The sequence below is a fragment of the Pseudomonas sp. GYB4201 genome, assembly GCF_056312595.1.
On the sequence record NZ_JBWGIG010000007.1, the window covers coordinates 94,115 to 106,861 of the forward strand.

Annotated in this window: 9 protein-coding genes; 4 read left to right on the forward strand and 5 right to left on the reverse strand. The window is 59.6% G+C overall.

Annotation, left to right across the window (positions count from 1 at the left end; translation table 11 throughout):
• The first annotated feature begins 121 nt into the window (after positions 1-121).
• Genes AC0Z2B_RS08680 through AC0Z2B_RS08695 form a run of 4 tightly spaced genes read left to right on the forward strand, consistent with a single transcriptional unit; the run spans position 122 to position 5,113 of the window.
• Complete coding sequence (locus AC0Z2B_RS08680) at positions 122-871, forward strand: electron transfer flavoprotein subunit beta/FixA family protein (RefSeq protein ID WP_476296012.1); 750 nt, start codon at positions 122-124, stop codon at positions 869-871.
• 2 nt (positions 872-873) lie between these two features.
• Positions 874-1,806 (forward strand): electron transfer flavoprotein subunit alpha/FixB family protein, encoded by a 933-nt coding sequence (locus AC0Z2B_RS08685; protein ID WP_476296014.1) that lies wholly within the window; start codon positions 874-876, stop codon positions 1,804-1,806.
• Positions 1,803-3,938: a 3-hydroxyacyl-CoA dehydrogenase NAD-binding domain-containing protein gene (locus tag AC0Z2B_RS08690; RefSeq protein ID WP_476296016.1), complete on the forward strand. Its 2,136-nt coding sequence runs from the start codon at positions 1,803-1,805 to the stop codon at positions 3,936-3,938. The genes AC0Z2B_RS08685 and AC0Z2B_RS08690 overlap by 4 nt, the downstream gene beginning before the upstream one ends.
• Positions 3,935-5,113 (forward strand): acetyl-CoA C-acyltransferase, encoded by a 1,179-nt coding sequence (locus AC0Z2B_RS08695; protein ID WP_476296018.1) that lies wholly within the window; start codon positions 3,935-3,937, stop codon positions 5,111-5,113. The genes AC0Z2B_RS08690 and AC0Z2B_RS08695 overlap by 4 nt, the downstream gene beginning before the upstream one ends.
• 67 nt (positions 5,114-5,180) lie before the next feature.
• Here AC0Z2B_RS08695 and AC0Z2B_RS08700 read toward each other — a convergent pair whose 3' ends face one another.
• The 5 genes from AC0Z2B_RS08700 to AC0Z2B_RS08720 are packed head-to-tail and all read right to left on the reverse strand — an operon-like array spanning position 5,181 to position 12,652.
• Positions 5,181-5,981, reverse strand: a complete 801-nt coding sequence (locus tag AC0Z2B_RS08700) for an SDR family NAD(P)-dependent oxidoreductase (RefSeq protein WP_455921170.1) — start codon at positions 5,979-5,981, stop codon at positions 5,181-5,183.
• Positions 5,982-6,015: 34 nt separating this feature from the next.
• On the reverse strand, positions 6,016-8,478 hold the full coding sequence (locus AC0Z2B_RS08705) for an efflux RND transporter permease subunit (protein WP_476296020.1): 2,463 nt from the start codon (positions 8,476-8,478) through the stop codon (positions 6,016-6,018).
• 10 nt (positions 8,479-8,488) lie between these two features.
• Positions 8,489-9,577, reverse strand: a complete 1,089-nt coding sequence (locus AC0Z2B_RS08710) for a WD40/YVTN/BNR-like repeat-containing protein (protein WP_476296022.1) — start codon at positions 9,575-9,577, stop codon at positions 8,489-8,491.
• A gap of 10 nt (positions 9,578-9,587) precedes the next feature.
• On the reverse strand, positions 9,588-10,964 hold the full coding sequence (locus AC0Z2B_RS08715) for a DUF1329 domain-containing protein (RefSeq protein WP_476296023.1): 1,377 nt from the start codon (positions 10,962-10,964) through the stop codon (positions 9,588-9,590).
• Between the two features lie 17 nt (positions 10,965-10,981).
• On the reverse strand, positions 10,982-12,652 hold the full coding sequence (locus tag AC0Z2B_RS08720) for a DUF1302 domain-containing protein (protein WP_455921174.1): 1,671 nt from the start codon (positions 12,650-12,652) through the stop codon (positions 10,982-10,984).
• Positions 12,653-12,747 lie beyond the last annotated feature (95 nt).

Below are 12,747 nucleotides of genomic sequence, written 5' to 3' on the forward strand. Positions count from 1 at the left end.
CCACAAAGAGGGGGTGGCGAGCGCTGACATAGCCACAGCGCCGGGCCGTTCATAGACTCCAGCATTCGTTAAAGCCCGCTGCAGTCTCTGCAATGGACCAACAATGAGGAGACAAACAACAATGAAGGCATTGGTGGCCGTAAAACGGGTCGTGGACTACAACGTAAAAATTCGGGTGAAGGCGGACCATTCCGGCGTCGACCTGAGTACCGTGAAGATGAGCATCAACCCCTTCGATGAAATTGCCATCGAAGAAGCCGTCAGGCTCAAGGAGTCTGGCGTCATTTCCGAAATCATCGCCGTGAGTTGCGGGGTGTCGGCCTGCCAGGAAACGCTGCGTACCGCGCTGGCCATAGGGGCTGATCGGGCGATCCTTGTCGAGACCGATGTTGAGCTGCAACCCCTGGCCGTGGCCAAGCTGCTCAATGCCCTACTCGTCCAGGAACAGCCTGACCTGATCCTGCTCGGCAAGCAGGCGATCGACGACGACTGCAATCAGACTGGGCAGATGCTCGCCGCACTGGCAAACCTGCCTCAGGCCACCTTTGCCTCAAAAATTGTCATAACAGAGCAACATGCCCTGGTGACTCGAGAAGTCGACGGTGGCCTGGAAACCCTCCAGCTCGATCTGCCGGCATTGATTACCACTGACCTGCGGCTCAATGAGCCCCGCTATGTGGCGCTGCCCAACATTATGAAAGCCAAGAAAAAGCCCCTGGACATTGTCACGCCGCACACGTTGGGCGTCGATGTGACACCAAAGCTAAACACGCTTCGGGTCAAGGAACCTCCGATTCGCAGTGCAGGCATAAAAGTCAAAGACGTGGCCACGCTGGTGGAAAAGCTCAAACACGAAGCGAAGGTAATCTGATTATGACCATTCTGGTAATTGCAGAGCACGACAACGCTGCGCTCAAGCCCGCAACGTTGAGCGTGATCAACGCTGGCAAACTCATCAACGCCGACGTTCATGTTCTGGTGGCCGGGCATCAAAGCGGTGCCGTCAGCGAATCCGCGGCGCAGGCGAGTGGCGTGAGCAAGGTGCTCTATGTCGACCATCCTGACCTGGCCGACGGCTTGGCCGAAATAGTGGCCGCTCAAGTAGTGTCAATCGCCCCGGGCTACAGTCATATTTTGTTCGCTGCCACCTCCTACGGCCGCAGTATTGCGCCACGCGTCGCTGCCCATCTGGACGTGGCGCAGATCAGTGAAATTACCCACGTAGTCGACCTTGATACCTTCGAGCGACCAATCTATGCCGGCAACGCCATCGCCACTGTACAGAGCCACGACCCAGTGAAGGTCATCACGGTACGTACCACGGCGTTCAATCCCACTCCGGCTGAGGGGGGGGCCGCCTCTGTTCAAGCCTTGCCCAAGATGCAGGTCGAGCAGAAAAGCCGGTTCGTCAGCCGAGCACTGACCCAGTCCGATCGACCAGAGCTGACCGCCGCCAAAGTCATTGTTTCAGGCGGAAGAGCGCTGGGCTCCAGCGAGAAGTTCAATGCGCTGCTCCAGCCACTGGCCGACAAGTTGGGGGCCGCCCTGGGTGCCAGCCGCGCTGCGGTCGATGCAGCGTACGCACCCAACGACTGGCAGGTCGGCCAGACTGGTAAAATTGTGGCGCCCTCGCTTTACATCGCAGTGGGCATCAGCGGCGCTATTCAGCACTTGGCCGGCATGAAGGACTCCCACGTCATCGTTGCCATCAACAAAGACCCGGAGGCACCGATCTTCAGCATTGCCGACTATGGCCTGGAGGCCGATCTGTTCACTGCCGTTCCTGACCTGGTAGCCGCCCTATGAACACTCTAACTGTACCGCTTTACCAAAACCTGGACGGCGTAGCGCTCATCACGCTTGATAACCCACCGGTCAACGCCTTGTCCTTTGCCCTCAGGCTTCACCTGCGCCAGGCGCTGCTGGGTGCCCTGAAGGATGAAGCGATACGCTCCATTGTGCTGACAGGCGCCGGCCGCGGCTTTTGCGCGGGTGGGGATATCAGCGAGTTCGATTCGCCGAGCCTGGCGCAACTCCCCCTGCTGGACCTGTTCTGCCTGATCGAGGACAGCCCCAAGCCCATCGTCGCCGCGATGCATGGAAGCGCGTTGGGAGGTGGCTTGGAGCTGGCCCTGGCGTGCCACGCCAGGGTCGCCAATGCGCAGACGCTGGTCGGGTTGCCTGAAGTACATCTGGGGCTGGTCCCTGGCGCAGGCGGTACCCAGCGCCTGCCACGGCTGGTGGGGCTGGAAACGGCGCTTAATTTGGTACTCCAAGGGCGCCCAACACCGGCCCAGACGCTCAGTGAAAGCGGTCTATTCAATTCCGTCACGGCCGATCAGCCGATTGATACAGCCGTTTCCCTGGCCCGTCAATTGGCGGATCGGGCCTCAACTGGCTCGCCGATCCCACGCACGGGCAATCGCCCGATTGAGATGGAAAACGCCCAGGCGTATCTGGCCTACGCACGCGCCACCGTCGCAGCACGGTCGCGGGGGCTGGTCGCGCCGCAAGCCTGCGTCGACTGCCTGGAATCAGCGGTCACACTGCCGCTTAAGGAGGGTCTGAAATACGAGTTCGAGACGTTCTGGAAACTGCGCGAAACGCCACAATCCTTTGGCCTGCGCCATGCCTTCAAGGCTGAGCGCAAGGCTTCGCAACTCGTCGGCGAAGCTGGGAAAACCACCCCGAAAAAAATCCAGCAGGCGGTGGTGGTCGGCGCTGGCACCATGGGCTCAGGCATCGCCATCACGCTGGCCAATGCCGGGCTGCACGTCACGCTGATCGAGCGCGAGCAGGCAGCACTGGAACGTGGATTGACCAATGTACGTGCGCATTACGAGGGGGCTCTGAAGAAAGGCCGCTTGACGCAGTCCCAGGTGGATCAGCACCTGGGGCTATTCAAGGGTGCGGTGAACTACGAGGCCGTGCGCGAAGCTGACATCGTTATCGAAGCCGTGTTCGAAGATCTGCACGTTAAGCGAGCCGTTTTTGCCCAACTGGATGAACTGGCCAAGCCCGGAACGTTGCTGGCCTCCAACACCTCGATGCTGGACCTGGACGTCATAGCCGGGTTTACCCGCCGTCCCCAGGATGTGATCGGCTTGCACTTTTTCAGCCCTGCTCAGCTGATGCCGCTACTGGAAGTGGTAGAGGGTGCGCAAACATCGCCGGACACATTGGCAACCGCCATGGCGTTCGCACGCCAGATTAAGAAGACCGCTGTGGTATCTAAGGTTTGCGAAGGCTTTATCGGCAACCGCATGATGCAGCCGTACCTGACCCAAGCGGGTTTTCTGCTGGACGAAGGCGCCCTGCCCCATCAGGTCGATAACGCTATCGAGAAGTGGGGCATGGCCATGGGGCCTTTCCGCGTCTGCGACCTGGCCGGCAACGACCTAGGCACCCAAATTCGCGAACAACGTCTGACGCGAGACCCCAGCTTGGTGTTTTCCCGCACGCCCGAGGTCATCACGCAAATGGGCCGTTACGGTCAAAAGGTTGGTCGAGGCTGGTACGACTACGTGCCTGGCCAGCGAGCGCCGCAGCCTAGCCAGGAGGTCAACGACGCCGTGGTGGCGGAGTCGACACGGCTGGGTATCGAGCGGCGCACCATCAGCGACGAAGAAATCGTTGATCGGCTACTGCTGGCACTCGTTAATGAGGGCGCCAAGATCCTTGAAGAAGGCATCGCCCAGCGAGCATCGGATATTGATGTGGTGTATATGGCCGGCTACGGCTTCCCTCGCTGGCGAGGGGGGCCGATGTTCGCGGCCGACCAGCGCGGTCTGTCCACTGTGCTCGCTGAACTCGAGCGCTTTGCCCAAGGCCCAGCCTACCAGCAAAGCACAAACACGTGGCGCCCCGCACAGCTCCTGAACCAGCTCGCCGCACAAGGCCAATCCCTCAGCACCTTCAACGAATCGGAGGCCTCATGACTGAAGCCGTTATCGTCTCAACCGCCCGCACAGGCTTGGCCAAGTCATTCAAGGGCGGCTTCAACATGACCCACCCGGTGACCCTGGGTGGCCATGTGGTCAGCCACGCTATAGAGCGCGCCGGTATTCTCCCTGCCGACGTTGAAGACGTGATCTTCGGCAGCGCCTTCCTGGAGGGGCCTGGGGGCGTCAACATCGCGAGGCTGGTGGCCTTGCGCGCCGGTTGCCCGGTAACCACCGGCGGCCTCACGGTAAACCGCTTCTGTTCCACTGGTCTGCAGTCGATCGCCTTGGCTGCGCAGCGAGTCATTGCTGGTGAAGGTGACATCTATGTGGCTGGCGGTGTCGAATCCATCACTCTTGTACAGTCCCATGCCAATACCTTCAACCAAAAAGAGACTTGGATTGAGCAGCATCGTCCAGAGGTGTATTGGGGCATGCTGGACACGGCTGAAGTCGTCGCCAAACGCTACGGGATCGATCGCCGCGAACAGGACGAATACGGTGCGCGGAGCCAGCAACGCGCGGCTCAGGCCCAGCTTGAGGGGCGCTTTGCAGAAGAAATCGTGCCCCTTGCCACTCGCATGGCGATCGTTGCCGCTGATGGTAGCATCAGCACCCAGGCAGTCACTGTCGCTCACGACGAAGGCATCCGCGGCGACACGACTCTGGAGGGGGTTTCGGGTATTCGTACAGTACTGCCCGGCGGCTCCATTACTGCAGGCAATGCCAGCCAACTGTCCGACGGTGCCTCGGCCTGCGTCGTCATGAATGCAGACCTGGCCAAGCAACGCGGTCTTGCGCCCCTCGGCATTTTCCGAGGGTTCCAGGTTGCCGGGTGCGAACCGGACGAAATGGGTATTGGTCCTGTTTACGCTGTACCCAAACTGCTGGCCAAGGCAGGGCTGAGCGTCGATGACATCGGCCTTTGGGAGCTTAACGAGGCGTTCGCTGTGCAGGTTATTTACTGCCGCGAACGGCTGGTAATTCCCGACGAGCGCCTGAACGTCAACGGTGGCGCTATTGCGGTGGGCCATCCGTACGGCGTCACGGGTTCCCGTCAGGTCGGGCATGCGCTGATCGAGGGGCGCCGGCGCGGCGTGCGTTATGTCGTGGTCACCATGTGCATCGGTGGGGGGATGGGTGCCGCAGGGTTGTTTGAAGTACTGCCCTAAGCAAAGAAGCCAGGGCTGTGAAAACAGCCCTGGCTTCTTGACTGAGTACTGGTTTTGATTCAGGCGATCAGATCGCCAGCTTACGCTTCAGTAACGCCCCGTACCCTTGGGGGAAGAGTCTCGAAATACGATGCAGTGTCTTGGCGCCACTGCCCACCAGCAGACGCTTGTCTCCACGTATCAGGCCTTCAACGATCTCTTGTGCGCACGCCTGGGGCGTGGTGGTCATCTGCCCAAGCAAAGCCTTCGACAACTTCTGCTCATAGTCGGTACCCGACGCCGCGACCGGCGAATTTTGGCTGATATTGGTATTGATGCCACCAGGATGCACCAGCACTGCGGTCACTCCAGTTCCCTCTAGTTCCTGCCACAGTGTCTCAGTCAGCCCGCGCACCGCGAACTTCGCCATCACATAAGCTGCCTGGCACGGCGTTGCGAGCAGGCCGAAGACGCTGGACACGTTCACTACGCAACCTTCGCGCTGCGCCAGGAATTTGGGAAGGAAGGCCTTGGTGCCGTGGATAACGCCCCAAAGGTTGATGTTAATCACCCGCTCCAACTCTTCGTAGGTGATGTGCTCAATGGACGCGATTACGCCGATGCCGGCATTGTTGATCACTGTATGGACTGCACCGAAGTCGGCAACGACATCGTCTGCGAACTTGAATACAGCTTCGCGGCTGGACACGTCCAGTTGGTATAGCCGAGCGTCCGTGTCCTCCGGCAGTTCCTCAAGGGTTTTCGCAAGGGCCGCGCCGTTGACGTCCGCCAGGGCCAACCGAGCGCCCTGTGAAGCTAACGCGACCGACAAAGCCCTACCTATCCCGGACCCAGCCCCGGTAATGGCTACCACCTTTTGCCTAAACATTCACACCTCCACTTTTAGCATTGTTATTAATCAATCAACGGTGCAGTGGCAATTGCGCCTGTGCGATCAATGGGCGCTGATGCACGTCGCTGGCCATCATCGTCTCTGGACTGTGTTCGTTTGCCCGAATCGGACGAGCTTTTTGCATGGGCTTGAGCAGAAAATGTGCAAGGGCTGGAATCAACACCAACGCGCCAACCATGTTGCCGATGAACATGAAGGCCAGCAGAATGCCCATGTCAGCCTGGAACTTGATTGGCGACCAGGCCCACACGGCAACGCCGATGGCCAAGGTGAATGCAGTCAGCATGACGATCCGCCCGGTGAACAGCAGTGACGTTTCATACCCGGCCTGCAGCGTCTCCCCAGCTCTCAACCGCGCCAGCAGAATACTCATCACATACAGCGCGTAATCCACGCCGATGCCTACCCCCAGTGCAATCACTGGTAGTGTTGCGACCTTCACGCCAATCCCCAGCGCGACCATCAGGGCCTCGCACAGCAATGATGTCAGCGCCAGCGGCACCATCGCGCATACCACAGCGCGCCAGGACCGGAAGGTAAGAAAGCACAGTAGTGTCACAGCCCCGTACACCCAGAACAGCATTTCCCGGTTCGACTGCCGCACAACAATGTTGGTCGCCGCCTCGATACCGGCGCTGCCCGCGGCCAGTAGGAATTGCGCGGAGTCGCCCTGGTTTGCCTGAGCAAATGCTTCGCTGCTTTCAACCACTGACGTCAACGTGTCCGCACGGTGGTCGCGCAAGAAGGCTGTGACAGGCAGCACGGAGCAGGTGGCGTTGTAGAGCCCACGAGGCGAGTTTGACGTGATGGTATTGAGCATGTCGCGTCCACGGGGCAAGTCCAGCCATTTGGGATTGCCCTCGTTGTAGCCACTGAACAGCAACCGCTGCTGGCTGGCCAGCGAGCGCGTACTCTCCACGGCAGGCAGCGCCTGCAACTGCCAGTCGAGTGCATCGACCCGGGACAAGGCATCGTAGGAAGCACACTCGCCTTCCGGGGTGCGGACCATGACGATAAACACATCGCCACTGGCACCGTAGTGCGCATCGATGAACGCGCTGTCTTGGTTGTAACGTGAGTCAGGGCGTAGCTCTGGAGCGCCTGGGTCAAGGTCGCCGATCTTCAAATGAAGGCTGGTGGCAAATGCACCGACACCGATTATCGCGGCGACCACCAGTGCCAGCGCCGCGCGGCGCCGCTGGGTGAATGTACCCAGGTAATGCCAGATGAAGTGTTTGTCACCCCTCTCGGCACGCAGGCTACGACCAGCCGCACGTTGGCTGACACCGACGAAGCTCAATAACACCGGCAGCAGTATCAGGTTGCTGAAGATGAGAATGGCAACACCGAGGCTGGCAATCATGGCCAACTCCTGGATCACCTCGATGTGGATGACCAGCAATACGCCAAACCCCACGGCGTCACACAGCAAAGCCGTCAAGCCCGCCAAGAACAGGCGGCGAAACGTAAAGCGGGCAGCCACCAACTTGTGCATGCCGCGCCCAACGTCCTGCATGATACCGTTCATCTTCTGAGCGCCATGGCTCATGCCAATGGCGAAGACCAGGAACGGCACCAGCACTGAGTAGGGGTTGAGATCAAAACCCAACAGCGGCAGGCACCCCAACTGCCAGACCACCGCGATCAGGGAGCAGATCACCACCAGCAGGGTGCTACGCATGCAACGGGTGTAGAAATACAACACGGCCGCTGCCAGCAGGATGGACAGCAGGAAGAAGGCGGCGATTTTGTAGAGCCCGTCAATCAGGTCGCCCACGACCTTCGCAAAGCCGCTGATGTGGATTCTCACGCCCTCGCGCTCGTATTTGTCGCGAAGCGCCTCTAATGCCACGTTCAGACTGCCGTAGTCCAATTTGCGCTGCAGTTGGGCGTTGTCGCCCAGCAGCGGCACAGATACCAGGGCCGACTGCTGGTCTAGGCTGACGATCTGGCCAATCTCCCCAGAACGCTGCACATTGATCCGCAGTTGTTGAAGGTCCTCCGGCTTGCCGTCGTAGCCGTCAGGGATCAACGTACCGCCATCGAAGCCGTCTTCGGTGATGCCTTGCCAGCGGGCGTTCGGGGTCCATAGGCTCTTGAGCCCGGGACGATCGACGCCCGGCAAGGCCAGTAAGTCATTGGTGATCTGCTGCAATAGATCCAGGAACCTGGGGTCATAGATATCGCCTTGGGCGGGCTCCACGGCCACCCGAAGCAGGTTGGGGGTCGGCAGGTCGTCCTTCATGGCCAGGTAATTGACGATGAAGGGATGCTGGGTAGGAATGGTCTTTTCGAAGCTGGCATTGATATGCAGCTTCGGTAATTGCCAGGCCGCCAATGCTGTGCACAGCGCGCAAAGGATCAGCACGACAAACCGGTGATTGAAGAGCAGGCGCTCTATTCTGGAACCAGACTGAGGATCGAACGGAATGTCGCCGGCCGGACGATGCTCATTTTCAAACGATGCGTTCATCAATTAGCACTCAAGGGCGCGACAGGGCGCTGATGTTCGTGGGGCCGAGACTTCCGACACTGACCACCCCTTCCCCGCCTGCCAAAGCGACAGCCGAAGGGTTGGCACCTGCAGAGGTCTGGAGCTTGCTCAGCCGGTCACGCGCCAGGCGGTAGAGGGTACCCGCCTGGTCAGCCAGCAATACATCGCCGCCCGGCAAGCGCAGGCTGGCCGTAACATTGACGGGGGCAGGCAAGGTCACCGGCTCAAAGTGGGCTCCTCGGTCCACCGAGCTAAACGCAGACCCGCGCAGGCCAGCCACCAGCACTTGCGCATCGAGTACTTCCAGCACGAAAAAGCTGCCCTTATAGGGCGACGTCAGTCGTTCGAAATGCTCGCCATTGTCTGAGGAGCGCATCAGCAAGCCCTGCTCCCCAGCAATGAATACCTCGTTGCCTTGGGTCTTGACTGCGTACAAATGCAGGTCGTTGGCATTATCGAGATGATCGGACCACACCTCCCAACGCTTACCGTCATGACTGCGCAGCGCCAACCCGTAAGCCCCCACAAGCCAAATGTCGCCAGCCTTGTCGATGCTCATGTCAAGCCAGGGCTTGTCAGGCCCATCGCTGGCGAATTGCTGTGCCTTGCGCTCAGCGCCACGCGCCTGCTCATTGTCTTTGCCATAACGCTGAGCCAGTGATTGAGCCTGCTCCTGGTACAGCGCGATGACATCCTTGCCGTCCAAGACACGCTCCCATGTCACACCCGCATCCGTGGTTTCTAGCACCACACCGTTATGGCCGGCCGCCCAGCCATGAGACTGGTCGACAAACCGCACCACGGTGAGCGTAACGCTGACGGGAGCGTGCGCCTGAGTCCAGGTAACGCCCCGGTCATCGGAGTAAAGAATCACCCCATGCTCTCCTACCGCCACCAACCGCTCACCCGCCGACGCCACGCCGAGCAGTCCAGCATGCTGAGCGCGAGGCGTGATCAACGCTTCGCGGACCATAGGATCGGCAACACGCAACGACGGTTTGGTCGCCGGTGAGGCGCCCAGGGCGCCCCCACACAGCGCCACTACCAACGCACAGATGTTGCGTACATTTGCGTTCATTCGTGGCTCCTCAACGCAACTGATCGCCGACCATCGCATCAGGGGTGAAGGTGCTGTCCTGAAGCGCGGTGGCAGGTTGGAGGCCGATGGCCGACGCCGGAATGTTCACGTACGGGCCTGCGTACCAGGCGCCCGACACCAGGTCATAGAAGCCGTAGGTTACGTGCTCGGTCAGCGCCATTTCCGGGTAGGTAACCGGCATGCCGAACAAGGTTTTCCACAACTGGCCATTGGCGTCCCAGCGATCGGCAAGCACGGCGAGCCAGGAATCCTCATCGATGTAGTAAACGCCTTTTGGCGAGGTGTGACGCTTGCCCGCCTTGAGCTGCGCCTCCACAACCCAGACGCGGTGAAGCTCCCACCGTACGTAGTCGGGGTTGATGTACGAGCCACCGATCAGGGCCTCGGCGCTTTCGGGCTGCAGCATCTTGTATTCGTTGTACGGGATCAGCATCTCCTTCTTGCCCACCAGCTTCCAGTCGAACAAGCCGGGGCCGCCACCAAACACACTCACTTCGTCAAAGCTCATCAGGCCTGCGGACTGCGGTGTCGGTGTATCGCCATTGGGGTTGGGCAGCTTGCGTACTCGGCGCTGGCCCGTCAGGTATACCCAGGCCAGCGACTTGGTATCGTCCACGTTGACTCGCCCGATAATCGCCTCGCCGGCGCGGATAGGCGGGCCGTCGTTGACCACACGGGTCATCCAGTAAGTACCGTCGAACTTGTCGGCAGAGCCTTCGGGGTCGTAATACGGCATTTTGATTTCCTGCCGTCCTTGTACGGCCATGACCTTCTGACCATTAGCCGTAACCATGAAGGTCTGGCCGTTCAGGTTACGCGTCGCGGTGCCCTGATACCTCAGCAGGTGATTCCACATTACCTCAAGCCCCGACTTGGGTACTGGAAACGGGATACCACCGAACGCACCGGACGGCACGGGGTAGCTGGTGCCATTGACGAGACTGGCGCGGGTGGCGTTCTTGAAGGTGTTGTCGTAGACAAACTGCGGTGCCACCGCGGTACGGTGAGTCGGGTAGACATCCATCCGATACGAGGGATAGCGCTTGAGCATGGCCTTCTGGCCATCGCTGAGCGTATCGGCATACTTGTCCATGTTGGCGGCTGTCACCGAATACAACGGTTTCTCGCTGGCATACGGGTCAGGCCGCCGCTGACCGGCTTTGTAGCTGGCGGGCTCCTTCAGTTCACCACCGGCCCAGGCCGGAATAGTGCCGGTCTTGTTGCCCGCACGTTCTCCGCCTAAAGGCGTCAACGTGGTCTTGAGTTGCGCCGCCTCATCGGCACTGACGCCTGCCTGAGCGAACATTGACTGGGCGCCCACGCAGGCGAACAGAGCCGCGCACAATGTAATTGTGTTCAGTTTCATGGAAGTCTCCCGAATGCTTAGAAGGTACGGCTCAACGCCAAGGTGACGTAGTCGCGATCACGGAAATATTGGTCGTAGTTCCAGGCTTGCGTGCCTGCGGCACTGACGGAGCTGAATAACGTCCCGGTGCTGCCGAAGAAGTGGGTCACGTTCAAGCCCAGGCGCCAGGTGTCCAGGTAGGTCGCGCTGACGCCAAGGTTTACCGAGCCGCCGTTTTCGGGGAGCGGAGCCGGGCCCACCATGTTGCGCGAGCCTTTTGGCTGATAGGTCACGCCGACGGGCAACCTCACATCAACCCCTGGGAAAGCCTGGTAGTACACCGGCTCAAACAACGCCTGCATCTTCCAGGCATCGCGTGTGCCGTTGGGTTTGCAGACTGAACCGGGGAAGGTTGACGGCTGGCAGCCGCTCAAGGTGTCCGCGTTCTTCTGGACGCTCAGCACGCGCGTGAACGCTACCTCGGCCAGCAATTGGGCATCATCCCAAAGCGGTGTGCGGCCCAGGTTTGCGCCGAAGGCTGACACGTTGACGTGGAACGTACGTCCGGTCGCGTATTCAGCGCCGTTGCCGATGTCATAGGCGTTGGGTGACAGCAGATCTTGGTTAAAGCGCACCGAGGACTCGATGGCGAGGTTGAACAATCCAACGTTATGGTTGGCGCTGGCACCGAACACGTTGATTCCGTCGTGATAGTTCTCGTAGAAGGTCTGAGTCACGGGATTAATGACAAAAGTGCTGGACTTGCTGTTGAACCGCACTGCGTACAACCCGTAGTCGGTGTCCTCAGTACGGATCCGCAGTGCTACGCCGCCCTGCCCGGAATTGCTGGCGTCGTGGGTAGAGGTACGGGTCAATACCCCGGTAGGGGTGTAGATAATGTTAGCGTCGCGCTGGAAATCCAGCGGCGAGAAATAACTGCCCGTGCCTTGGGAGCGGTTCTCTTCCCAATGCAGTTGGTAGAAGGCGTAGGCCGTGATGTCATCGTTAATCTGATACTGGCCGGACACTTGCGGCACCGGCCGCAAGATTTCCTGGAATCGCAGGTTCGGAACTGCCAAAGCCTTGGCTTGATCAACCGGGGACATGGCACCTGCGATGGCGTTGTCGCCAAAGAACAGACTCTCACCCCAAACCAGACTGTGCTGGCCCAAACGGATGGTCGCGGCGTGACCGCCAACATCGAAGCGCTGGGAAACGAAGGCATCAAGCAACTCGGCATCACGGCCGTTGGTATCCCGAGTGTAGGACGTGAACTCGGTAGGCTTGGAAATCTCCGTGGAGTTCACAGCGCTGGTGCCCGGCCCGAATGCGCCGCCGGTGTTGTTGTCATTGCTGCGGTTGTAAACGGTGTCGTACCAGCCGGCACCACTGATGCGAAAGCCGAACTGTTTGTAATTCCCTTCCAGCTCGCTCAGCACATCGATTCGGTTGGAAATCAAACCACGCTTGCGGAAGTTGCTATCACCATCACCGAGATTGGCATCGCTGGTGAGTTTGGAATCAGCATCGTGCAAGCGGTAGCCTGCGACATACTTGAAGGTGTTATCCCAACGCAATTTGAAATCAGGGTTACCTGTATCAATTTCAGCAGCCGTTGCACAGACGGTCGATAGACAGGCTGCCAAGGCAAGACTGGAACGTTGCAGGCACTTTGACTCAGACAACGAGACAGGGTTTCTGTACTCCACAGACTGCATCCTTTGCCGGTCATTGCCGGCCGTTATTGTTGTTGTAAGCGGGACTGCATATCGAGACGCTGAACAAAAGGTACGAACTTATCCGG

Bases quoted from the DNA above. Each gene is read 5' to 3' on its own strand.
- AC0Z2B_RS08710 (WP_476296022.1), bottom strand. From the start codon at position 9,577: ATGAACGCAAATGTACGCAACATCTGTGCGTTGGTAGTGGCGCTGTGT.
- AC0Z2B_RS08705 (WP_476296020.1), bottom strand. From the start codon at position 8,478: ATGAACGCATCGTTTGAAAATGAGCATCGTCCGGCCGGCGACATTCCG.
- AC0Z2B_RS08700 (WP_455921170.1), bottom strand. From the start codon at position 5,981: ATGTTTAGGCAAAAGGTGGTAGCCATTACCGGGGCTGGGTCCGGGATA.
- AC0Z2B_RS08695 (WP_476296018.1), top strand. From the start codon at position 3,935: ATGACTGAAGCCGTTATCGTCTCAACCGCCCGCACAGGCTTGGCCAAG.
- AC0Z2B_RS08685 (WP_476296014.1), top strand. From the start codon at position 874: ATGACCATTCTGGTAATTGCAGAGCACGACAACGCTGCGCTCAAGCCC.
- AC0Z2B_RS08680 (WP_476296012.1), top strand. From the start codon at position 122: ATGAAGGCATTGGTGGCCGTAAAACGGGTCGTGGACTACAACGTAAAA.
- AC0Z2B_RS08690 (WP_476296016.1), top strand. From the start codon at position 1,803: ATGAACACTCTAACTGTACCGCTTTACCAAAACCTGGACGGCGTAGCG.
- AC0Z2B_RS08715 (WP_476296023.1), bottom strand. From the start codon at position 10,964: ATGAAACTGAACACAATTACATTGTGCGCGGCTCTGTTCGCCTGCGTG.